A 22,234-nucleotide genomic window follows, 5' to 3' on the forward strand; every position below is an offset into this window, starting at 1 on the left:
ACCTCCTCCCCTTCTCCCTCCGCTTCAGCTCCTTCATCCGACCCGTTCCCCACCTCTTCCTCTGTTCCTTCGCTGTCGTCGCCCGCGTCCCCTCGTTCCGCTTCATCCGAGGCGCTGGACGGAGCGGCCGACTCGCGCACCTCCGTCGTCGTCATCGGGGCCGGGCCCGCCGGGCTCACCGTGGCCAATGTGCTGCGGGCGGCCGGTGTCGACTGCCTCGTACTGGAGGCGGAGAGCCGGGAGTTCGTCGAGCGGCGGCCGCGCGCCGGGTTCGTGGAGGAGTGGGCGGTCCGCGCGCTCGGCCGGCACGGCCTGGCCGGCCGGATCCTCGAACGGGCCGAGACGCAAGGGGAGTTCGAGTTCCGCTTCGACGGCGGGCGGCACAGCGTGCGCACCGCGCGGCTGTCCGGGCGGCGGCACTTCGTCTATCCGCAGCCCGAGCTGGTCACCGACCTCCTCGCCGCGTACGCGGACCGGGCGGGCGGGGTGGTCCGCTTCGGGGTGCGCGACGTCCGGCTGCACGGTCTCGACGGGCCGGAGGCCGCGGTCTCGTACCGCGATCCGGACACCGGCCGGCGGCACCGGATCGCCTGCGACCACATCGTGGGCGCCGACGGGGCGCGCGGGGTCAGCCGGGCGGCGATACCCGAGGGGCGGGTGCGGGTCACCCGCCACGACCACGGTGTCGCCTGGCTCGCGGTGCTGGCCGAGGCGCCGCCGTCCGCGGACGGGGTGGTGTTCGGGATCCACCCGCGCGGCTTCGGCGCGCACATGGCGCGCAGTGCCGACGTCACCCGCTACTACCTGGAGGTCCCGGCCGGGGACCGGGCGGCGGACTGGCCCGACGAGCGGGTGTGGACGGAGCTGCGGGCCCGGCTCGCCGCCGGCGGCGCCCGGCCGCTGCGCGAAGGGCCGCTGACCGAGAAGACCGTCCTGGCGATGCACGACTACGTGGTGGAGCCCATGGCGTACGGCCGGCTCCACCTGGCCGGCGACGCGGCCCACTTGGTGGCGCCGATCGCGGCGAAGGGCATGAACCTGGCGATCAATGACGCGCTGCTGCTCGCCGCGGCGCTGATCGCGGACCACCGGGGCGACGGCCGCCCGCTGGCCGGCTACTCGGCGGCCGCGCTGCGGCGGGTCTGGCAGTACCTGGAGTTCTCGCAGTGGCTCTCGCAGGTGCTGCACGGCGCCTCGTCCGGCGACCGCTTCCGGGCCGGTACGGCCACCGCCCGGCTGCGCCGGCTGCTCGGCTCGGAGGCCGCCGCCAAGGCGTTCGCCGGCCTCTACCTGGGCGAGGACGCGGACCTGTAGCCAGCGAGCGGACCCGTGGAAACCAGCGGCCGGCCCGCGAGCCGGCAGGCATGCCGCGGCGCCCCGCCCGGCCGCGGTACGAGTACGGGCGGGGCGGCGCGCGCCGGATCAGGCCGTCGCGTAGACCTTGGTGGCGAATTCGGCGACCTGCTTGTCACTGAGGTGCTGGGCCAGGTTGGCCTCGGTGATCATGCCGATCAGCTGGTGGCCGCCCTGCACGTCGATCACCGGAAGGCGCTTGATCTGGTGCTGCTCCATGGTGCGCAGGACCTCGCTGGAGTCCGCGTCCGCGTCGATCCAGTGGATCTCGCTCCGCAGGGTGCCGGCCTGCACGGTCGACGGGTCGATGCCCTCCGCGCAGCACTGGATGACGATGTCACGGTCGGTGACCATGCCCGCCAGCTTGTTGTTGTCACCGCAGATGGGCAGCGCGCCGACCTTCAGATCGCGCATCATCCGCGCCGCGTCCTGCAACGACTGGTGCGCGCCGACGCATTGCACGCCGCCGGTCATGATGTCCCGGGCTCGCAGGTTGCCGGCCATGATTCCTCCCGCTGTCGCAGCGTTCTTCCTTACGGCTACTTCGGATGTCGAAACTTCGGGCCGCGGACCGCGCTTGGCGTCCGCGTGCTTTCCGCACGGCGTCTTCCCTTCGATGACACCACGGATGCGGCAAGGTCGCTTCCGGGGCCCGGATCGCATGCGGCGGGCCGGAATTCCCGCTCCGGGCGGGCCGGAACGGGCGGCCGCGGCACCTGCTGCCCCACCGGGGAAACGGGCATATCGTGCATAGTGTGGTCGGTCGGCCGCACCGGCCGGCTCCCGTTCCGCTCGGCGACATCCCCGGATCCGTACCGCGACTCCGTGAACCCGTGGATCCGTTCAGCGAAAGTCCGCGAATCCGTTCAGCGAAAGAAGGGTTCCGATGCATGCTGCGCTCAGCTCCGCCGACCTCGCCAAGCTCCGCCGGCCCCGGCCCTATCCGGCCGTGACGGTCCTGGTGCCCACGCACCGCCGGGAGCCGGACAACGCCCAGGACCGGGTCCTGCTGCGGAACATGATCGCCCAGGCCAAGGAACGGCTCCGGGCCGATCCGCAGGTCACCCGGGAGCGCCGGTACGACGTCGGCGAGCAGCTGGACCGGGCGGCGGCGGAGGTCGACCTGACGTACGCCGAGGACGGCCTGGCCCTCTTCGCCGCGCCGGGCGAGCACCAGGTGTGGTCGCTGGGCCGCGCCGTACCCGGCCGGGTGGTGGTCTCGGACACCTTCCTCACCCGCAACCTCGTCGCCGCCCACGCCGCCGAGCGCCCCTACTGGGTGCTGGCCCTCTCCGCCGGGCGCGTCAGCCTGTGGAGCGGTACCGGTGACCGGATCACCGAGGCGCGCCGCGGCGGCTTCCCGCGCACCCGCGACCTGTCCGACCCCGATCCGGAGGACCAGTTGCAGGTCGGGAACGTGCCCAGCGTCTACAGCGACGAGCACACCCGGAAGTACCTGCGGGAGGCGGACGCCGCGCTGGCGGCCGTCCTGCGCGCCGATCCGCGGCCGCTGTACGTCGTCGGCGGGCCGGTGGCGCTGGCCCTGCTGGACGACGCCGGGAGCGCCGTGCGCGGCGGCCCCGGCACCCGGAACGAGGTCACGCAGGTCCCGCAGGCGGGCCTGTCGGCCGGGCCGCCGGACGCCATCTGGCAGGCGATCCGCCCGTACGCCGAGAAGCGCGCCGAGGCCGAAGTCGCCGATGTGCTGGCCGAACTGGACCGGGCGCGCGGCCGCCGGGCGTTCGCCGCGGGCGTGGACGAGATCCGGCAGAACGCGGACACCGGCCGGGTCGCGCTGCTGGCCGTCGAGGAGAACTACCGGCAGACCGTCCGGGACGCCGGCGGCCATCTGATGCCCGCCGAGCCCGGTGAGCCGGACGCGGTGGACGACATCGTGGACGAGATCGTGGAGCGGTCCCTGGACACCGGCGCCGAGGTGCGGTTCGTCCCCGACGGCGCGCTCGCCGAGGTGGGCGGGATCGCGGGGGCGCTGCGGTACTAGGCATCGGCGGCCATCCGGCCATGGCCGGGGCCCGCGGACCGGAAGTCGGTCCGCGGGCCCCGCGCTTCGTGCCCGCTGCGGCAACGCTACGGGCTCACGCCGGCTCCAGGTGGAAGTGCCGGGTGAACCAGTCGGTGGCGAGCGCGGACACCTTGTCCAGGGCGCCCCGCTCCTCGAAGAGATGGGTCGCGCCGGGCACGACTTCGAGCTTGTTCTCACAGGTCAAGGCCGACTGCGCCTGGCGGTTGAGATCCAGTACGAGAGTGTCCGCGCCGCCGACGATGAGCAGGGTCGGCGCCCGGACGGAGCCGAGCAGCGAACGGCCCGCGAGGTCGGGGCGCCCGCCCCGGGAGACCACCGCGCCGATGTCCGCGTCCGGGTAGGCGGCGGCGCGCAGGGCGGCCGCGGCGCCCGTACTGGCGCCGAAGTAGCCGATCGGGACCGGCTCCCGGTCGCGCAGCCAGCGGGTCGCGTCGGCCAGCCGCCGGGCCAGCGTCTCGATGTCGAAGACATTGGCGCGGTCGGCCTCCTCGGCCGGGGTGAGCAGGTCGAAGAGGAGGGTGCCCAGGCCCGCGCGGTTCAGCGCGGTGGCCACCGCGCGGTTGCGCGGGCTGTGCCGGCTGCTGCCGGAGCCGTGGGCGAACATCACGATCGGCCCGTCCGGCACAGGACGGGTCAGGTCCCCGGTCAGCCGGACCGCCCCGGCCTCGATCCGCACCTCCTCGGTGCCGCCGCCCGCCGCCGTCCGGCCGCCGGCCGTACCGGTCCCGGCCGGGGCGCCGGTCCGGGGCGCGGTGCCCGCCGCGGCCTGCGCCAGCAGCGCCACCACCTCGTCGTCCGCCGTCTGCGAGAAGTCCTCGTACCATTCGCCGACCGCGGAGAACGCGTACGGCGTGGAGAGGCAGACGAACTCGTCGGCCGCGGTGCGCAGCCGCTCGGCGGCGTCCGGCGGGGCCACCGGGACGGCGAGCACGACCCGCGCGGCGCCCTGCGCGCGGACCACCTGGCAGGCGGCCGCGGCGGTCGCGCCGGTGGCGATGCCGTCGTCGACCACGATCGCGGTCCGGCCGGTCAGCGGCAGCCGCTCCCGGCCGGCCCGGAACCGCCCGGCCTGGCGCGCGAGTTCGGCCTCCTCGGTGCGCTGCACCGCCGCCACGTCCTCCCGGGCCACCCGGCCCCGGCGGATGATGTCGTCGCTCAGGATCCGCACCCCGCCCTCGCCGATCGCGCCGAAGCCCAGCTCCCGCTGGTACGGGACGCCGAGCTTGCGGACCACGATCACATCGAGGGGGGCGCGGAGTGCCTGGGCCACTTGATAGGCCACCGGCACTCCGCCGCGTGGCAGGCCCAGGACGACCGGATTGTCCTTCTCCAGATGGCGCAGCGCCTCGGCGAGCCGCCGTCCGGCGTCCGCGCGGTCAGTGAACAGCACAGTGTGCACCCCCTACCCAGGGGAGACGACAAGCAACGTCCACACCTATGTCCGGGATAACCCCGGCCGCACCGGGTCCGCAACTCGGGGCGGAGCGGATCGGTCCGTCAGTCCAGCAGCGCCGCGATCCGCCGGGCCGTCCACCGGGGGCGTACGCCCGGGCAGGAGGCGAGGTAGGCCGCGGTGCGGTGCGGCGGCCAGCCGTGCGCGGCGCCGATCCCGGCCGCGATATGGCGCAGATACGCGGCGGACGGCGGGTTCGGCGGCAGGTCCGTACCGCGCCAGGGCGCGGTGAACGTCAGCACCGGGTGCCCGTCGAGCCATCCGGGGCAGATCAGCGTCTCGTAGCGGCCCGGGCCCAGGACTGCCCGGCCGGCGCGGAGCACCGGGGCCAGGTCGAGGTCGCCGCCCGGGGGCCGGTACATCTCCTGCGCCGCGACGTCGGAGAACTGAGAGACCGTCAGGAGATAGGCGCAGGCGGGTAATTTGCCCTCCGCGTCGGGGTCGTAGAAGGCGCGGCCGCCGGTCCACTGCGCGGATTCGGTGGCGAAGTACAGCCGGCCGCGCAGCAGTACGGGGGCGGTGCGGCGCGGCGGGCGGGGGTCGCGGCACCCCGGGGTGTGGCGGTGTCCGCCCGGTGGCCGGCCGCCGCTGAGGTAGTGGGCGAACCGTTCCGGGTGGGTGTTGGAGCCGTAGGCGGCGTACCAGACGTGCGTCACCGGGCGCGCGGCCGGGTCCTGCGTCCCGAGGGGTTCCGGGACGCGGGCGGCGGGAACGCTCATGTCCCCACCGTAGCGCCGGGGGAGGGCGGCGGCCCGGCGGGCGACCGGCCGTGGCCGTTACGCCGGCCGCTCCGGCCGGGGGACCAGTCGCCGGGCCGCCGCGCGGGCCGTGGCCAGGGCCCGGTCGCGGTCGGTGCCGCGCTGGCCGAGGACGACCCGGGTGCTCAACCCGTCCAGCAGCGCGAGGAGTTCACCGGCCCGTTCCGCCGCGTCGTCCAGGGGCGCGAAGCGGCCGCGCGCCGCCCCCTTGGCCAGCAGTGCCGTCAGATCGTCCTGCCAGCCCTGGTCCATCTCCTCCTGGGCGCGGTGCAGCGCCTCGTTGGCGGGGGTGCGGGCCCATAGCTCGATCCAGAGCATCCAGCGGGCGTCGCGCGGTCCGCGCGGCAGGTAGAGGTCCAGGAAGAGGTCGAGCTTGCGTTCGGCGGTGAGCCGCCGCGCCAGCAGTGCCGCGCGCTCCCCGGCGAGCGCGTCCTCGCTCCACCGCAGCGCCTCCAGCAGCAGCAGGTCCTTGCTGCCGAAGTAGTACAGGATGTGGCCGCCGCTGGTGCCCAGCCGCTCGGCGAGGGCGGACATGGTGAGCGCGGCCAGCCCGTCCTCGGCGATGGCCGCCATCGCCTCCTCCAGCATCCGCTCGCGGGCGATGTGCCCGTCGCGCCGTCGTGCCGCCCGTGCCACCCCTGGTGCCTTTCCCTCGTGTCCGCCGGTACGCCGGTACGCCGGTGTGCCGGTCCGGTGCCGTCCCCGGCCGACCCTACCGGCGAATTCGCGCAGAGGTCTTGACGGGCGGGGGAGTCGTCGCACATCTTGAATGCCGTTCTAAAAGTTAGAACAGCATTCAAGAACGGCGTTCAAGCTGTCCCGGGACGCCGGCGGACGCGGAGAGGCGGGCGCGATGGCACAGCAGCAGCCGGGCACGGGGAGAACCGGCACCGCCGATCCGGACGGCACGGCCGCGGCGCGGCCCCGAGCCGCGAGCGCCCCGCCGGAGAGCGACGAGGTCTTCCGGGTCGAGACCCACGGCATCGACCCGATCCCGGACGATGAGCGGCACGGCGGCGCCAAGGACGTCTTCTGGCTGTGGTTCGGCTCCAACCTCACCTTCACCTACGTGATCAACGGCGCCCTGGCGGTCTCCTTCGGGCTGACCTTCTGGCAGGCCACCGCCGTGATCGTGCTCGGCGGGCTGTCGTTCTTCGCGATCAGCGCGGCCGGCCTCAGCGGCGTCCGCACCGGCACCGCGACCCTGGTGATCTCCCGCGCCGCCTTCGGCGTCCGCGGCAACTGGCCCGCCGGACTGCTCAACTGGATCGTCAGCATCGGCTACACCATCGTCAACACGGTCGTCGGCACGCTCGCCCTGGAAGCCTTCTTCGCCGACCTCGGCTGGCACGGCGGCGCCGCCGCCCGCGCCCTGGCCCTGCTGATCACCCTCGCGCTGACCTTCGCGGTCGCCATGTGGGGCCACGCCACCGTCCAGTTCGCCGAACGCTGGATGGCGTACGTGCTGGCCGCCGGCTTCGCCGCGCTGCTGGTGCTCGTCCTCCCCGGCACCCACACCACCACCGCCCCAGCCGCTCCCGCCGGCGCCGCGGGCTGGAGCCTGGCGTTCGTCGTGATGCTCGCCGGCCCCGTCTCGTACGTGCCGATGCCCGCCGACTACACCCGCTACCTGCCGAAGACCACCTCGCTGCGCTCGCTGACCTGGTGGGGCGCGCTCGGCGGCTTCGTCTCCTCGGCCGCGCTCGGCGTCATCGGGGCGGCCGCGGCGACCCGCACCGACATGACCGACGCGGTGGCCGGGACCGAGAAGCTGCTCCCGGGGTGGTTCCAGGCCGTCTTCCTCGCGCTGGTGCTGCTCGGCTCGGTCACCAACTCGATCATCACGCTCTACTCCTCCAGCCTGAACCTCCAGGTCCTGGGCATCCCCTGGAGCCGTTCCAAGGCGATCCTGATCAGCGCCTCGGTCACCGCGCTCGGCGCGCTGGGGGCGCTGTTCCTCACCGACTTCACCGAGTCGCTGCTCTCCTTCCTCTCCCTGCTGATCATCGTCTTCGCCCCCTGGGGCGGCGTCTTCCTCGCCGACATGCTGATGCGCCGCTGCCGCTACGACACCGGCGCCCTGCACACCGGGCCGGCCGGCGGCTACTGGTACCGCGCCGGCTACCACCCGGCCGGGCTGGCGGCCCTGCTGGCCGGGATGGCCTTCGCCGCCCTGACCTGCCACTCCGACCTGTGGACCGGCCCGCTGGTGGCGCCCCTGGGCGGCGCCGACCTCACCCTCCTCGGCGCCCCGGTCTCCGGCCTCGTCTACTGGGCGCTCGCCCGCCGGACGGTCGCCGCCACCACACCGGCCGCCACACCGGCGGTCATCACCGCCCCCTGACCCCCCACCCGAAACCCGTACCACCGCACCACCCAGGAGACCCCCCGATGTCCCGTACCACCCCGGCCGGCCCCGCCGACCTCGTCCTGACCGGCGCCCGCATCCACACCGTCGACCCCGATCTGCCCGAGGCGCAGGCGCTCGCCGTACGCGACGGCCGGATCGCCTGGCTCGGCACCGACGCCGGCGCCGCCGCCTGGACCGGCCCGGACACCACCGTCCTGGACGCCGGCGGCCGGCTGGTGCTGCCGGGCTTCATCGACGCCCACAACCACGTCCGGCTCGGCTCCGACGACGACTGCGTCCAGCTCGCCGGCGTCCGCACCCTCGACGCCATCCACCAGCGGATCCGCGACTGGCACACCGCGCACCCGGACGCCGAGTGGATCGAGGCGGAAGCGTTCGACTACTCCGCGATCCCCGGCGGCCGGATGCCGCGCGCCACCGACCTGGACCCGGCCACCGGCGACACCCCCGCCTTCGTCCTCAGCTACGACGTGCACACCGCCTGGCTGAACACCGCCGCGCTGCGCCGCCTGGGCATCGACCGGGACCGCACCAGCCTGCCGTTCGGCGAGGCCGAGACCGACCCGGAGACCGGCGAACCGACCGGATTCATCAAGGACTTCGCGGTCAAGGGCCTCTCCCGCGACGGCCACCGCGCCCTCAAGGAACTGGGCGTCCCGTGGGCGTCGGCCGACCGGCAGTACGGGCGGCTGGCCAAGAGCCTGGACGACGCCATCCGCTTCGGCATCACCACCGTCGTGGAGCCCCAGAACTCCCTGGACGACCTGTCCCTCTTCGAGCGCGCCCGCGCCGAGGGCCGGCTCCGCTCCCGGATCGTCGCGGCGCTCTTCCACCCGCGCGGCACCACCGACGCCGACCTGGACGACTTCGCGGCCGCCGCGGCCCGCTTCGCCGATGACCGGCTGCGGGTCGGCCCGCTCAAGCTCTACATCGACGACGTCGTCGAACCGCGCACCGCGGCTCTCCTGGAGCCGTACACCGGCTGCGGCCACCACCGGGGCGAGACCTTCTACCCGCCGGAGGAGTTCGGCGACCTGCTGGTCAAGCTGGACGCCCGCGGCTTCCAGTGCTTCGTGCACGCCACCGGCGACCGCGGGATCCGCACCGTCCTGGACGCCGTCGAACAGGCCCGGGCGGCCAACGGCCCGCGCGACGCCCGCCACCAGGTCGTGCACGTCGAATGCCTGGACCCGGCCGACACCCCGCGCTTCGCCGGGCTGGGCGTGGTCGCCTGCATGCAGCCCCGGCACTGCGCCCCGGAGATCGCCGGGCCCGGCCAGGACTGGGCCGAGAACGTCGGCCCGGAGCGCTGGCACAAGGCGTGGCCGATGCGCAGCCTGCACAGCGCCGGCGCGGTACTGGCCTTCTCCAGCGACTGGAACGTCGCCGAGATGGACCCCATGATCGGCATCTACACCGCCCTCACCCGCCGGCCGCTCGGCGGCGGGCCGGCCTGGCAGCCCGAGGAGACCGTCAGCGTCGAGACCGCCGTGCACGCCTACACCATGGGCTCCGCCTACGCCAACTTCCTTGAGGACGAACGGGGTTCGCTGACCGTCGGCAAGCTCGCCGACTTCACCGTGCTCTCCCGGGACATCCTGCGGGCCGCCCCCGAGGAGATCCCCGGCACGGTCGCGGAGACCGTCGTGGTCGGCGGCGAGATCGTCCACCGGGCCGGCGGCGCGGGCTGACCGCTCCGGGGCCGGCCGGGGCGGCGGCGGAATTCCGCGGGAGCGGTCGCGGGCGTGCGGGGGCAGGATGACCGTATGCTGCTCGCCGCACTCGCACAGGTGTCCGCGGAGGTCGCCGCCACCTCGGCCCGGTCGCGGAAGACCGCGCTGCTGGCGGACCTCTTCCGCGCCGCCGACCCCGACGACGCCCCGATCGTCATCCCGTACCTGGCCGGGCGGCTGCCGCAGGGCCGGATCGGCGTCGGCTGGAGCGCGCTGCGCGAACCGCCGCCGCCCGCCGGACAGGCCGTGCTCACCGTCCGCGAGGTGGACACCGCGCTGACCGGCCTGGCCCGGGTCGCCGGACCCGGCGCCCAGGCCGAGCGGCGCCGCCGGGTCCGGGAACTCCTCGCCGCCGCCACCGCGCCCGAGCAGCGCTTCCTGACCGGTCTGCTGACCGGCGAGGTCCGGCAGGGCGCCCTGGACGCGCTCGCCGCGGAAGGGGTCGCCGCCGCCACCGGCGCGCCGCCTGATGAGGTGCGGCGGGCCGTGATGCTCACCGGCTCGCTGCCCGGCGTCGCCCGCGATCTGCTCGCCCACGGCCCGGCGGCGCTGGCCGGGCTCCGCCTCACCGTCGGCCGGCCGGTCGGCCCGATGCTGGCCCAGACCGCCGCCTCCGTGGAGGACGCCATCGCCCGGCTCGGCCGCTGCGCGGTGGAGGAGAAGCTCGACGGCATCCGGGTGCAGGTGCACCGCGACGGCCCGGACGTCCGGATCCACACCCGCACCCTGGACGAGGTCACCGACCGGCTGCCCGAGGTGACCGCGCTGGCCAGGGAGCTGCCCGCGGAGCGGTTCGTGCTCGACGGCGAGGTGATCGGGCTGGCCGCGGACGGGCGCCCGGTGCCGTTCCAGCGGGTCGCCGGGCGGTTCGGCTCCCGGACCGACGTCGCCGCGGCCCGGGCGGCCCTGCCGCTGACCCCGGTCTTCTTCGACGTGCTGGCCGTCGGCGACCGCGAGCTGCTGGACCTGCCCGGCGAACGGCGCCACGCCGAACTCGCCCGCCTCGTCCCCGAGCCGTCCCGGGTCCGCCGCCATGTGGTCACCGACCCCGACGACCCGGGGGAGCGGGCCGCCGCCGCGGCGTTCTTCGACCGCACCCTGGCCCGCGGCCACGAAGGCGTGGTGGTCAAGGCGCTCGACGCGCCCTACAGCGCGGGCCGCCGGGGCGCCGCCTGGCTGAAGGTGAAGCCCGTCCACACCCTGGACCTGGTGGTGCTGGCGGCCGAGTGGGGGCACGGCCGCCGCACCGGCAAGCTCTCCAACCTCCACCTCGGCGCGCGCCGGCCGGACGGCGGCTTCACCATGCTGGGCAAGACCTTCAAGGGCCTGACCGACGCCGTCCTCGACTGGCAGACCGCCCGGCTGCGGGAGCTGGCGGTGGCCGACGACGGCCATGTGGTCACCGTCCGCCCGGAACTGGTCGTGGAGATCGCCTACGACGGCCTCCAGACCTCCCCGCGCTACCCGGCCGGTCTCACCCTGCGCTTCGCCCGCGTGGTCCGCTACCGCGAGGACAAGACGGCCGCCGAGGCCGACACCGTGGAGTCCGTACGCGCCGCGCACGGGCTGACCGGGAGCTGACGGGAAGGGGGCGGCCCCGATGGCCGGGAAGCGCAGCGCCGGACTGCTGCTGCACCGCCGCGGCCCGGACGGCGGCACGGAGGTGCTGCTGGCGCACATGGGCGGGCCGCTGTGGGCCCGCCGGGACGCCGGTGCCTGGTCGGTGCCCAAGGGCGAGTACCGGCCACCGGAGGAGCCGCTGGCCGCGGCCCGCCGGGAGTTCGCCGAGGAGCTGGGCCTGCCGCCGCCGGACGGCCGCTACGTCCCGCTGGGCGACGTCCGCCAGGCCGGCGGCAAGACCGTCACCGCCTGGGCCGTCGAGGCCGACCTCGACCCGGACCGGATCACCCCCGGCACCTTCGAGACGGAGTGGCCGCGCGGCTCCGGGACGGTCCGCACCTTCCCGGAGATCGACCGGGTGGCGTGGTGCACCCCGCGGCAGGCCCGGGAGCGGCTGGTCACGGCCCAGCGGGCGTTCCTGGACCGGCTCGCGGACGTCCTCGCCGGCGGGCCGGGCGGCGCTGGCTGAGCGGGCCGGGCGCCGGCCGCCCCGCTGGTGCCGCCCGGCCCGGCGCTTAGTCTGGACGGCATGAGCTCGGAAATGCGGCAATTGGCGGTCACCGCACTCGTCCAGGAGGACGAGTGCGCGGTGCTGCGGGTCAGCGGGGAGCTGGACCTGCGCACCGAGCAGACCTTCCTCGCCGAGGCCCGCGCGATCGTCTCGGCCGGCCACCGCTTCCTCGTGCTCGACCTGACCGCCCTGCGGTTCTGCGACTCCCGGGGCCTGAGCTGCCTGCTCGCCCTGGAGTGGCTGTGCCGCCGTCTGGAGGGCCGGCTGCTGCTGGCGTCGCTGGGCGGCCGGATGCGCAAACTGCTGATCGGCACCCAGTCGCTGGGGGTCTTCTCCTGCTACCCCACGGTCGGCCACGCGCTGGCCGCCGTCCCGGACGGCTGCCGCCCGGCCTGGCCGCCGGCCGGCACGGAGGAGCGGGACGGCACCGCCGGCTGACCGGGCCCGGCGGCGGCAGGGCGCTCACGCCTGCGGGGGACGGGCCGCCGGCCGGCGCGCCTGACCCCTGCGTGTGACGTCGTCAGCGGCTCGCGGGCCGCGCGCCCGGGCGCGGATCATGGCCGGTCACTCCGTATGGACGGGCGACCAGCGGAGCGTCACCATCGAAGGACCGGCCCCGCGGACCCGGCGGCGGCCGGCCAGCCCCGCGCGGCGACGCGGCGCCGCCCCCTCCCGGCGCCGCGCCCGCGCCACGACGGGAAGGCGGTCCGGATGCCCCACCCCACGGCGACGGCTCCCTCGGTGCCCCACCCGAAGCCCGCCCCGCTCCCGGCCGCCGCCGACGTGGTGATCATCGGCGGCGGGGTGATCGGCGCGAGCATCGCCTTCCACCTCGCCGAGGCGGCCGCCGGCCGGATCCTGCTGCTCGAACGGGACACCCCGGCCTCCGGCTCGTCCGGCAAACCCCTCGGCGGCGTCCGCGCCCAGTTCTCCGACCCGCTCAACATCCGCCTCGGCCTGCGCAGCCTGGCCGCCTGGCACGACTTCGCCCGCCGCCCCGGCGCCGACATCGGCCTCCACAGCGTCGGCTACCTCTTCCTCCTCGGCAGCGAGGCCGAACGCGACACCTTCGCCGCGGGGGTCGAGCTCCAGAACTCCTACGGCGTCCCCAGCCGCCTGCTCACCCCCGCCGCCGCCCGCGAGCTGTGCCCCTACGTCGACCCCGCCCCCCTCGTCGCCGCCGCGTACTCGCCCGGCGACGGCTACGCCACCCCCCGCGCCGCCGTCGACGGCTACCTCCGCGCCGCCCGCCGGCTCGGCGCCACCGTCCGCACCCGCTGCCCGGTCACCGCCATCGACACCGAGGACGGGCACATCCGGGCCGTCCGCACCCCGCACGGCGCCGTCCGCACCACCACGGTGGTCTGCTGCGCCGGCGCCTGGTCCGCCGAGGTCGGCGCGCTGGCCGGCGTCACCCTGCCGGTCACCCCGCTGCGCCGCCAGATCGCCTTCACCGGCCCGCTCGACCCCCGCCCGCCCCGCATCCCCTTCACCCTCGACTACGCCTCCACCCTCTACTTCCACAACGACGGCGCCGGCGGCCTGCTGCTCGGCCTCTCCGACCCGGCCCAACAGCCCGGCTACGAGCGGGAGTTCACCCGCGAATGGCTGGTGCCGTTCCGTGCCGCCGCGGCCCGCCGGGCCCCCGCGCTCGCCGCCCTGCCGGTCACCGGCGGCTGGGCCGGCCTCTACGAGCAGACCCCGGACCGCAACGCCCTCATCGGCGAGGCCCCGCACCCCGGCCGCTTCCTCTACGCCACCGGCTTCTCCGGCCACGGCTTCCTCCAGGCCCCCGCGGTCGGCGAGATCGTCCGCGACCTCGTCCTGGGCCGCGAACCCTTCCTCGACCCCGGCCCGCTGTCCGCCGCCCGCTTCGACGGCGACCACGCCGCCCGCCCCGAGGCCCACATCATCTGATTCACCGTCAGGAGACCTCATGGCCCTCACCCCCACCTGGCGGCTGCGCGCCGCGTTCGCCCGCCGGCTCTCCGCGATGTACGGCACCGAAGTCCCCGCGTACACCACCCTCCTGGAGGTGACCGCCGAGATCAACGCCGAGGTCACCGCCCGCGACCCGGACGCCGGCCGGCTCGGCGGCCCGGACCGCGTCACCGCCGAACGCCACGGCGCCATCCGCGTCGGTACCCCCGGCGAACTCCGCCAGGCCGCCCAGATCTTCGCCGCCCTCGGCATGCACCCGGTCGGCTTCTACGACCTCCGGGACGGCCCCGGCGCGGTGCCCGTCGTCTCCACCGCCTTCCGCCCCACCGACCCCGCCGAACTCGACCGCAACCCCTTCCGGGTGTTCACCTCCCTCCTCACCACCGCCGACCGCCGCTTCTTCGACCCCGGCCTGGAAGCCCGGCTGACCGCCTTCCTCGCCCGCCGCCGCCTCTTCCCGCCCGAACTCCTCCGCCTCGCCGAGCGCGCCGAACGCGCCGGCGGCCTCGACGCACCCGACGCCGAACGCTTCCTGACCCTCGCCGTCGGCGCGTTCACGCTCTCCACCGACCCCGTGGACCGCGCCTGGTACGCCGAACTGGAGCGGATCTCCGCCGTCGCCGCCGACATCGGCGGGGTCACCACCACCCACATCAACCACCTCACCCCCCGCGTTCTGGACATCGATGCCCTCTACCGGCGGATGGGGGAGCGCGGCATCACCATGATCGACCGGATCCAGGGGCCGCCGCGCTGGTCAGGACCGGACGTGCTGCTGCGCCAGACCTCCTTCCGCGCCCTGGCCGAACCCCGCACCTTCCGCGAACCGGACGGCCACCTCACCCGCGGCTCCCTGCGCGTCCGCTTCGGCGAGGTCGAGGCCCGCGGGATCGCCCTCACCCCGGCCGGCCGGGCCCGCTACGACGCCCTGACGGCCGAGACCGAACACCGCGCCGCCGGCCGCCCCGACGCCGAACGGCAGCACCTCGCCCGCGCCCTGTGGGACGACGGCTTCCCCCGCACCGAACGCCAACTCGCCGCGGACGGGCTCGCGTTCTTCACCTACCGAGCGGCGACCGGCCGCCCCCGCGACGGCCGCCGCCCGCCCGCCGACCTCGCCGGACTGCTCGACGGCGGCTGGCTCACCGCCCACCCGATCGTCTACGAGGACTTCCTGCCCCGCTCCGCCGCCGGCATCTTCCGCTCCAACCTCACCGGCGACGGCACCCGCGACCCGCACCGCGACGGCACCCCCTTCGACGCCGACCGCCTCGCCGGCCTCCTCGGCCGCCCGGTCCTCGACCCGTTCGCCTGCTACGCCGACCAGCGGGACCGCTCCCTGCGCCGGGCCCTCACCACCCTCGGCGCCGACGCCGCCCTGCGCGCCCTGGTCCCCGCGCCCCAGCCCACCGACGCGTAAGTCCCTTACCTCTTCCGGGAGTTCACCGATGACCGCCACCAGCGCGCACCCCGCCGCCCTCGGCCTCCCCGCCGCCGACGCCCTGCGGGACCGCGCCACCACCGCCCTGCGCCGCTGCGGCGCCGACGGCCTGGACGGCTACCCGCGGCAGGCCCCCGCGGCCGGCGGCACGATCGCCGCCCGCACCCCGCTCACCGGCGCCGTCCTCGCCCACCTGCCCGCCACCACCCCCGAAGCCGCCGAGGCCGCCCTCGCCGACGCCCACCGCACCTTCCACACCTGGCGCACCGTCCCCGCCCCGGTCCGCGGCGCCCTGGTCAAACGGCTCGGCGCGCTGCTGACCGCCCACCAGGACGACCTCGCCGACCTGGTGACGCTGGAGGCCGGCAAGATCCGTTCGGAAGCGCTCGGCGAGGTCCGGGAGATGATCGACATCTGCGATTTCGCGGTCGGCCTCTCCCGCCAGCTCTACGGCCGTACGATCGCCGGCGAACGCCCCGGCCACCGGCTCTCCGAGAGCTGGCACCCGCTCGGCGTCACCGGCGTGATCTCCGCCTTCAACTTCCCCGTCGCCGTCTGGTCCTGGAACACCGCCCTCGCCCTGGTCTGCGGCGACCCGGTGGTCTGGAAGCCCTCCGAACTCGCCCCGCTCACCGCCCTGGCCTGCGCCGCCCTGCTCGCCCGCGCCGCCGCCGACACCGGCGCCCCGCCCGGCGTCCACCACCTGCTGCTCGGCGGCCCCGCACTCGGCGAACTCCTCGCCGACGACCCCCGGGTGGCCCTGGTCAGCGCCACCGGCTCGGTCCGCATGGGCCGCCAGGTCGCCCCGCGCGTCGCCGCCCGCTTCGGCCGCTGCCTGCTGGAGCTCGGCGGCAACAACGCCGCCGTGGTCACCCCCTCCGCCGACCTCGACCTCACCGTCCGCGGGGTGGTCTTCGCCGCCGCCGGCACCGCCGGCCAGCGCTGCACCACCCTGCGCCGGCTGATCGTCCACGAAGACCTCGCCGACCGCCTCACCGAGCGCGTCGCCCACGCCTACGACCAGCTCCCGATCGGCAACCCGTACCATCCGGACACCCTCGTCGGCCCGTTGATCAGCACCGCCGCGCACACCGCGATGGCCGAGGCGCTGGCCGCCGCCCGCCGCGACGGCGGCACCCTGGTCACCGGCGGCGACCGCCACCACGCCGACCAGGCCCCGGACGCCGCCTACGTCCGCCCCGCCCTCGTCACCATGCCCGCCCAGACGGAGATCGTCCGCACCGAGACCTTCGCCCCGATCCTCTACGTGCTGACCTACCGCACCCTGGACGAGGCCATCGCCCTGCAGAACGGCGTCCCGCAGGGCCTGTCCTCCAGCATCTTCACCCGCGACCAGCGGGAGGCCGAACGCTTCCTGGCCGCCGACGGCTCCGACTGCGGTATCGCCAACGTCAACATCGGCACCTCCGGCGCGGAGATCGGCGGCGCGTTCGGCGGTGAGAAGGACACCGGCGGCGGCCGGGAATCCGGCTCCGACGCCTGGCGCTCCTACATGCGCCGGGCCACCAACACGGTCAACTACTCCACCGATCTTCCGCTCGCCCAGGGCGTCAATTTCCTTTAGAAAATGGATACTTGGGGTCAGTGGCCCGCCCGGCCCAGGTCGGCCACCAGGGTCGGGGACGGGCGGGGGATGGCGCCGAAGTCGTCGTCGTCCCCGTCCACCACCAGTCGGCCGATCACCCGCTCCAGCGCGTCCGGCAGCGTCGGGGCCAGGCCGCTGTGCCACTGCACGAGGAGGTTGTGCCGCGCCTCGTCCGGCAGCAGCCGCCGCTCGTCGAACGCCGCCGGCGCCCGCGGCTCCTCGCCCGGCCCGTGCGCCGCCTGCTCGCGCCAGTACGCCGCGTCCCGGAACTCCCCGTCCCGGCGGTGCGCCAGATACAGGCAGTACGCGGCGGTCCGGCTGCCGGCCCCGGCGCCGAAGTGCCACCAGAAGCGGGCCGCGCCGTCCCGGCCGGCGATGTGCAGCAGGCAGCCGAAGACCAGCGCGCCCTCCGGATCGATGCGGTGGTCGTCCACCAGCCGCTCCAGGCTCGCCGCGGCCGCCGCCGCGTTGACCACCAGCGCGCAGGCCAGCGCGAGTTCCTGCGTCGCCTCGTCCCGCGCGGTGGGATAGCCGCTGGGCGCGGGCCGCCCCGGCCGCAGCGCCGCGGGATCCACCGGCCCGGCGGCCGGCGCCTCCCGGCCGATCCCGTCGAGCGCGCCGGTCGCGTCCAGCGCGCCGAAATCCGCCAGCCCGCCGATCCCGGCCACCGCCGCGGCGGCGCTCAGCAGCGATTCGACGGTCTCCCGCCGCCCGCCGGCTTCCCCGCACCGCCGCGCCCTCGTCCGTTCCCCCATGTCCGGTCCCCCTCGTCCTGGTCCGTTCATCCCTGGTCGATGCCGAGCGCGGCGGCCAGCTTCCGCTTGCCCCGGCTCGCGTACGAGCGCACGGTCACCTCGTCCACCCCGAGCAGCGCGGCGATCTGCGCGTCGCCGTAGCCGATGACATGGCGCAGCACGATCACGTCACACTGCCGCTCCGGCAGCCGGGAGATCGCCGCGTACAGCCCCAACTGGCTCTCCAGCATGGCGAACTGCTGCTGGCATTCGCGCAGCAGGGCGTGGGTGACGACGGCGAACGCGGCGGTCTCGGTGAGCGCGGTCGGCTGCCGCCGGTCGTAGAGCCACTCCATCACCTGCTCCTTGAGCACCGACCAGGCGTACGCCTCCACCGACGCCTGCCGCAGCGCGTGCGGCCACACCCGGGCCAGCCGCTCGTACGCGGCCCGGACCACCTCGCGGGCGGCGTCGCGGCCGCCGGTGTGCAGATAGGCGTAGGCGAGCCACTTGCGGGCGTGGGTGGCCAGGAACGCCTCGAAGGTGAGCGACAGCCGCCGCTGCGATCCGTCCGGACCGGTGGCTATCTCCATCGTGGCAGCGCGGGCCGGCCCGCTGGCCGGCCGAAGTCGGTCCCGGTGTGTGCTCAACGCGCCGTCCTCGTTCCCCTCGCCGTGCGCCGCCGCGGCGCCACCGCGTGCGGTGACCGCGCCGGGAGGACGGTGTGCCCTCATCCTCCAATCAACCGGAAAGACCACCGTTTTGTGGCACCGGACGGCAAATAATCCGGCGCTCCGTATTCATATGATTACTCGCCGCCGGGTTCCGGCCACGCCCCGAAAGGCGCCCCGGCGCACTCGGCGGGTGTCGGGCGCATGAAGCGCCGCCCGCCGGGCAGTGCATCAGGCGAGGCGGCAACGGCGGTGGGGAGGCGGCGTGTTGAGCGCGGAAGAGCCCGTGGTGGACCTGCAACTGGACCGGGCGCACTCGGCCCGGATCTACGACTACCTGCTCGGCGGCAAGACCAACTTCCTGGCCGACCGGCTCGCCGCCGGCCGGGTGCTGGGCGTCTTCCCGGCCGCGCTGGTGGCCGCGCGCATCAACCGCGAGTTCATGCACCGCGCCACCCGGCACCTGGCCGCCGCGGGCCTGCGCCAGTTCCTCGACATCGGCACCGGCATCCCCACCTCGCCCAACCTCCACGAGATCGCCCAGGCCACCGCCCCCGACGCCCGGGTCGTCTACACCGACAACGACCCCATCGTCCTGGCCCACGCCGCCGCCCTGCTGCACGGCACCCCCGAGGGCCGCACCGCCTACGTACCGGCCGACGTCACCGACCCCGCCGGCATCCTGGCCGCGCCGCGGCTGCGCGCGACCCTGGACCTGACCCGGCCCGTCGCGCTGAGCCTGAACGCCCTGATGCACTTCGTCCCCGACGACGGCCGCGACCGCGCGCACACCGCCGTGGAGACCCTCAAGGCCGCCCTGCCCAGCGGCAGCACCCTGGCGATGACCCACGCCACCCCGGACTACAGCCCCGACGCGATGGGCGAGATCGCCCGGATCTACCGCGAGGCCGGCACCGCCCTGCAGTTCCGCACCCGCGCGGAGTTCCTGCGCTTCTTCGACGGCTGGGAACTCCTCGACCCCGGCGTCACCCTCTCCCACCAGTGGCGCCCCGACCGCCCCGAGGACGCCGGCCACGTCACCGACGCCGAGGCCGCCTGCTACGCCGCCGTCGCCCGCAAACCCTGACGCCGGGCCCCGCCACCCCGGGCCCGGCGCCGCAGCGGGCTCACTCCTTGCGGTAGCCGTACGCCTCCCCGGCCGCCGCCGCGACCGCCGCCAGATCCGCCCCGGCCGAGGCGGTGACCACCGCGGCCACCGCCCCCTCCACGAACGGCGCGTCCACCAGCCGCGCGCCCTCGGGGAGTTCATCGCCCTCGGCGACCATCGACTTCACCGTCAGCACCGCGCTGCCGAGGTCCACCAGCAGCGCCACCCCGGCCCCGCGGTCCACCTCCCGGGCCGCGGCCGCGATCAGCTCCGAACTCGTCCCCAGCCCGCCGTCCGGCGTGCCGCCGGCCGCCGCCACCGGCACCTTCTCCGCGCCGTCCCCGGCCAGCCCGCGCGCCAGCGCCGCCACCGACTCGGCGACCGCCTTGCTGTGCGACACCAGCACCACGCCGACCAGGGCCTCCCCGGCGCTCATCGGGCCGCCTCCGCGAGCGCCGCGAACAGCAGGGCCGACGAGGTCGCGCCCGGATCCTGGTGCCCGATGCTCCGCTCGCCGAGATAACTGGCCCGCCCCTTCCTGGCGAGCAGCGGCACGGTCGCCCGCGCCCCCTCCTCGGCCGCCTCGGCCGCCGCGTCGAACGACGTCCCCAGCGCCTCCACGGCCGGCACCAGCGCGTCCAGCATGGTCTTGTCGCCGGGCGCCGAACCGCCCAGTTCCTGTACGGCCTTCACCCCGGTGTCCAGCGCGGACCGCAACTCGCCGGCCGTCACCTGCGGGGCGTCGCCGAGGCTCTTCCCCGTCCGCCGCAGCAGCGTCCCGTACAGCGGGCCGGAGGCCCCGCCCACCTTCGAGATCAGCTCCCGTCCCGCGGCGATCAGCACCGCCCCCGGCGTCCCGGGCGGCGCGCCCTCCAATATCGCCACCACACCGGCGAATCCCCGCCGCATATTGGACCCGTGGTCGGCGTCCCCGATGGCGGAGTCCAGCTCGGTGAGCCGGTCCGCGTCCCGATCGATCAGCGCCGCCGCCGCGGTCAGCCACCGCACCGCGAACCTGGCGTCCAGCACCGCGTCACTCACACCATCACCCCTCTGCGCAACCGGCCCCGAGCCCTGACTTCCACCGGCCGGCACCGCAGCGCCGACCGCTTCCCCGCCGTCCCGCACGGCGCGCCCCGCCACCGCTACCGCCCCCACCGCAGCGCGGCCGTGCGCACCGGGGCGTCCCACAACCGCAGCAGCTCCCCGTCCGCCTGGCACAGCGTCACCGAGCAGCCGGCCATGTCCAGCGAGGTCACGTAATTCCCGACCAACGTACGGGCGACCGCCACCTCGCGCGCGTCGAGCACCCGGCGCACCTCCGCGGCGAACCCGTACAGCTCCAGCAGCGGCGTCGCGCCCATCCCGTTCACCAGCACCAGTACCGGCAGCCGCGGCGAGAGGTCCTCCAGGATCGCGTCCAGGGACACCTCCGCGATCTCCCGGGACGTCATCATCCCGCGCCGCTCCCGCCCCGGCTCGCCGTGGATGCCGACGCCCAACTCCAGCTGGCCGTCGGGGAGTTCGAAGGTCGGGCCGCCCTTCGCGGGCGTCGAGCAGGGGCTCAGCGCCACCCCGAAGCTGCGCGAACCGGCGACCACCTGCCGGGCCAGCGCCTCGACCCGCTCCAGCGGCATGCCCTCCTCGGCCGCCGCCCCCGCGATCTTCTCCACGAAGAGCGTCGCGCCGGTGCCGCGCCGCCCGGCGGTGAACGTCGAGTCGGTCACCGCCACGTCGTCGTCCACCAGCACCGTGGCGACCTGCACGCCCTCGTCCTCGGCCAGCTCCGCCGCCATCCGGAAGTTCAGTACGTCGCCGGTGTAGTTCTTCACCACGAACAGCACCCCGCGCCCGCTGTCCACCGCCGCCGCGGCCCGCACCATCTGGTCCGGCACCGGCGAGGTGAACACCTCGCCCGGACACGCCGCGTCCAGCATCCCGGGGCCCACGAACCCGGCGTGCAGCGGCTCGTGCCCGCTGCCGCCGCCGGAGAGCAGCGCCACCTTCCCGGCCACCGGCGCGTCCCGCCGTACGACGACCCGGTTCTCCACATCCACCACCAGCTCCGGATGCGCCGCGGCCATCCCGCGCAGCGCATCCGCGACCACGGTCTCGGGGACGTTGATGAGCATTTTCACGGGTACCTCCTGGTGAGCTCGGCAAGCAGCGCTGCGTCCGGTGTCCTACCGGGCCGGTCCCGGTCCCGTGGTCCGCCGGGCCGGGGACTCCCCGGCGCCCGGAGGCGGTGTCCGGCGGTACCGGCGCCGACTCGTTGCTGCCTTCCCTGACCGACTATCAGCCAATCGGGTGACCTTCCTGTGTGGTGACTTCGGCGGGACAAGTATCGGGCCGGGCACCGCCGTGTGCAGCGCCGCGGACCGCCCCGGCCGGTACCGGTTGCGCGCCGGGCGGGGCCGCGGACCGCATGCCGCGGCGGCCGCCTGCCGCGTCCCGCCGCGGCCCGCCCACCGGTCCGGCCGCCCGCGCCGCCGCCCGCCGGGCGCCCCGGACCTTCACCTGAACGGTGGCCCCGGGACGGCCGCGCGCCCCCCGGGACGGCCGCGCGCCCCCGCCTCGGACCGGACCGGCGTCCGGATGCCCGTTCGAGTGCGCGGTCCTACGCTCGGGGTATGCCGGGTGTTCGCGGAGCCCTCGCGGTGCTGGCGGCGGGTGCGCTGGCCGGTGCGCTGGCCGGTGCGCTGGCGGGGGCCCCGGCGGTCCGCGGGGCCCCGGCGCCCCCGGCGGCCGCCGCTGCCGGCGGACCGGACCTCAGCCGCTTCTACGGCCAGCACCCGGCCTGGCAGCCCTGCCCGGCGGGCTTCGGCGGCAGCGGCCCGGCGAGCCCCGGCCCACCGCCCCCGCCGCCGCCCGGGGCCGCACCGCCCACCGC

Annotated in this window: 20 protein-coding genes and 1 pseudogene; 12 read left to right on the forward strand and 9 right to left on the reverse strand. The window is 75.5% G+C overall.

Annotated elements, in window-relative coordinates; all coding sequences use genetic code 11:
* The first annotated feature begins 114 nt into the window (after nucleotides 1-114).
* Nucleotides 115-1,314 carry a 4-hydroxybenzoate 3-monooxygenase gene (locus tag ADL22_RS32960; protein WP_066988220.1) on the forward strand — a complete coding sequence of 400 codons (1,200 nt, stop codon included), beginning with the start codon at nucleotides 115-117 and terminating at the stop codon, nucleotides 1,312-1,314.
* 108 nt (nucleotides 1,315-1,422) lie between these two features.
* On the opposite strand, the gene ADL22_RS32965 is transcribed toward ADL22_RS32960, so the two are convergent.
* Nucleotides 1,423-1,857: a CBS domain-containing protein gene (locus tag ADL22_RS32965; RefSeq protein ID WP_066988222.1), complete on the reverse strand. Its 435-nt coding sequence runs from the start codon at nucleotides 1,855-1,857 to the stop codon at nucleotides 1,423-1,425.
* 382 nt (nucleotides 1,858-2,239) lie between these two features.
* Between ADL22_RS32965 and ADL22_RS32970 the strand changes: the two genes are divergently transcribed.
* The gene (locus ADL22_RS32970) at nucleotides 2,240-3,355 is read left to right on the forward strand and encodes a chemotaxis protein (protein WP_066988224.1); all 1,116 of its coding nucleotides are present in this window, start codon (nucleotides 2,240-2,242) and stop codon (nucleotides 3,353-3,355) included.
* 94 nt (nucleotides 3,356-3,449) lie between these two features.
* Here ADL22_RS32970 and ADL22_RS32975 read toward each other — a convergent pair whose 3' ends face one another.
* From ADL22_RS32975 to ADL22_RS32985, 3 genes are all read right to left on the reverse strand, one after another.
* A complete protein-coding gene (locus tag ADL22_RS32975) occupies nucleotides 3,450-4,787 on the reverse strand; it encodes a phosphoribosyltransferase (RefSeq protein ID WP_066988226.1) in 1,338 nt (445 codons plus the stop codon).
* 107 nt (nucleotides 4,788-4,894) lie between these two features.
* Nucleotides 4,895-5,569: a histone deacetylase gene (locus tag ADL22_RS32980; RefSeq protein WP_234430953.1), complete on the reverse strand. Its 675-nt coding sequence runs from the start codon at nucleotides 5,567-5,569 to the stop codon at nucleotides 4,895-4,897.
* A gap of 57 nt (nucleotides 5,570-5,626) precedes the next feature.
* Nucleotides 5,627-6,244: a TetR/AcrR family transcriptional regulator gene (locus ADL22_RS32985; RefSeq protein ID WP_066988228.1), complete on the reverse strand. Its 618-nt coding sequence runs from the start codon at nucleotides 6,242-6,244 to the stop codon at nucleotides 5,627-5,629.
* 217 nt (nucleotides 6,245-6,461) lie between these two features.
* Between ADL22_RS32985 and ADL22_RS32990 the strand changes: the two genes are divergently transcribed.
* The 8 genes from ADL22_RS32990 (at nucleotide 6,462) to ADL22_RS33025 (ending at nucleotide 16,810) form a co-directional block, all read left to right on the forward strand.
* Nucleotides 6,462-7,952, forward strand: coding sequence for a purine-cytosine permease family protein (locus tag ADL22_RS32990; protein WP_066988230.1), 1,491 nt, complete (start codon nucleotides 6,462-6,464; stop codon nucleotides 7,950-7,952).
* A 47-nt stretch (nucleotides 7,953-7,999) separates the two neighbouring features.
* On the forward strand, nucleotides 8,000-9,670 hold the full coding sequence (locus tag ADL22_RS32995) for an amidohydrolase (RefSeq protein ID WP_066988232.1): 1,671 nt from the start codon (nucleotides 8,000-8,002) through the stop codon (nucleotides 9,668-9,670).
* 75 nt (nucleotides 9,671-9,745) lie between these two features.
* A complete protein-coding gene (locus ADL22_RS33000; protein WP_066988234.1) occupies nucleotides 9,746-11,293 on the forward strand; it encodes an ATP-dependent DNA ligase in 1,548 nt (515 codons plus the stop codon).
* Between the two features lie 19 nt (nucleotides 11,294-11,312).
* Complete coding sequence (locus ADL22_RS33005) at nucleotides 11,313-11,801, forward strand: NUDIX domain-containing protein (protein WP_066988236.1); 489 nt, start codon at nucleotides 11,313-11,315, stop codon at nucleotides 11,799-11,801.
* A gap of 60 nt (nucleotides 11,802-11,861) precedes the next feature.
* A complete protein-coding gene (locus ADL22_RS33010; RefSeq protein WP_234430954.1) occupies nucleotides 11,862-12,281 on the forward strand; it encodes an STAS domain-containing protein in 420 nt (139 codons plus the stop codon).
* Nucleotides 12,282-12,554: 273 nt separating this feature from the next.
* Nucleotides 12,555-13,760, forward strand: coding sequence for an NAD(P)/FAD-dependent oxidoreductase (locus tag ADL22_RS33015; RefSeq protein WP_066988240.1), 1,206 nt, complete (start codon nucleotides 12,555-12,557; stop codon nucleotides 13,758-13,760).
* Nucleotides 13,761-13,779: 19 nt separating this feature from the next.
* Entirely contained in the window at nucleotides 13,780-15,204 is a 1,425-nt protein-coding gene (locus ADL22_RS33020; protein WP_066988241.1) for a VOC family protein, read from the forward strand.
* Nucleotides 15,205-15,232: 28 nt separating this feature from the next.
* Nucleotides 15,233-16,810 (forward strand): aldehyde dehydrogenase family protein, encoded by a 1,578-nt coding sequence (locus ADL22_RS33025; RefSeq protein ID WP_066988243.1) that lies wholly within the window; start codon nucleotides 15,233-15,235, stop codon nucleotides 16,808-16,810.
* Nucleotides 16,811-16,827: 17 nt separating this feature from the next.
* Here ADL22_RS33025 and ADL22_RS35880 read toward each other — a convergent pair whose 3' ends face one another.
* On the reverse strand, nucleotides 16,828-17,586 hold the full coding sequence (locus tag ADL22_RS35880; RefSeq protein ID WP_079064623.1) for a hypothetical protein: 759 nt from the start codon (nucleotides 17,584-17,586) through the stop codon (nucleotides 16,828-16,830).
* A 26-nt stretch (nucleotides 17,587-17,612) separates the two neighbouring features.
* The gene (locus ADL22_RS33035) at nucleotides 17,613-18,158 is read right to left on the reverse strand and encodes an RNA polymerase sigma factor (protein WP_234430955.1); all 546 of its coding nucleotides are present in this window, start codon (nucleotides 18,156-18,158) and stop codon (nucleotides 17,613-17,615) included.
* A gap of 346 nt (nucleotides 18,159-18,504) precedes the next feature.
* Here ADL22_RS33035 and ADL22_RS33040 point away from each other — a divergent pair, with 346 nt between their 5' ends.
* Complete coding sequence (locus tag ADL22_RS33040; protein WP_066988247.1) at nucleotides 18,505-19,323, forward strand: SAM-dependent methyltransferase; 819 nt, start codon at nucleotides 18,505-18,507, stop codon at nucleotides 19,321-19,323.
* Nucleotides 19,324-19,363: 40 nt separating this feature from the next.
* Here the strand turns inward: ADL22_RS33040 and ADL22_RS33045 are convergent, their stop codons facing one another.
* The 3 genes from ADL22_RS33045 to dhaK all read right to left on the reverse strand — a co-directional run bounded on the left by ADL22_RS33045 (nucleotide 19,364) and on the right by dhaK (nucleotide 21,482).
* Nucleotides 19,364-19,780, reverse strand: coding sequence for a PTS-dependent dihydroxyacetone kinase phosphotransferase subunit DhaM (locus ADL22_RS33045; protein WP_066988249.1), 417 nt, complete (start codon nucleotides 19,778-19,780; stop codon nucleotides 19,364-19,366).
* Nucleotides 19,777-20,385 carry a dihydroxyacetone kinase subunit DhaL gene (gene dhaL, locus ADL22_RS33050; RefSeq protein WP_234430956.1) on the reverse strand — a complete coding sequence of 203 codons (609 nt, stop codon included), beginning with the start codon at nucleotides 20,383-20,385 and terminating at the stop codon, nucleotides 19,777-19,779. The genes ADL22_RS33045 and dhaL overlap by 4 nt, the downstream gene beginning before the upstream one ends.
* A 104-nt stretch (nucleotides 20,386-20,489) precedes the next feature.
* Nucleotides 20,490-21,482: a dihydroxyacetone kinase subunit DhaK gene (dhaK, locus tag ADL22_RS33055; protein ID WP_066988251.1), complete on the reverse strand. Its 993-nt coding sequence runs from the start codon at nucleotides 21,480-21,482 to the stop codon at nucleotides 20,490-20,492.
* Between the two features lie 492 nt (nucleotides 21,483-21,974).
* Between dhaK and ADL22_RS33060 the strand changes: the two are divergent.
* Nucleotides 21,975-22,234 (forward strand): annotated as a pseudogene (locus ADL22_RS33060) (hypothetical protein); the annotation flags it as partial.

The sequence above is a fragment of the Streptomyces sp. NRRL F-4489 genome, assembly GCF_001509485.1.
In the GTDB taxonomy this organism is placed as follows: domain Bacteria; phylum Actinomycetota; class Actinomycetes; order Streptomycetales; family Streptomycetaceae; genus Streptomyces.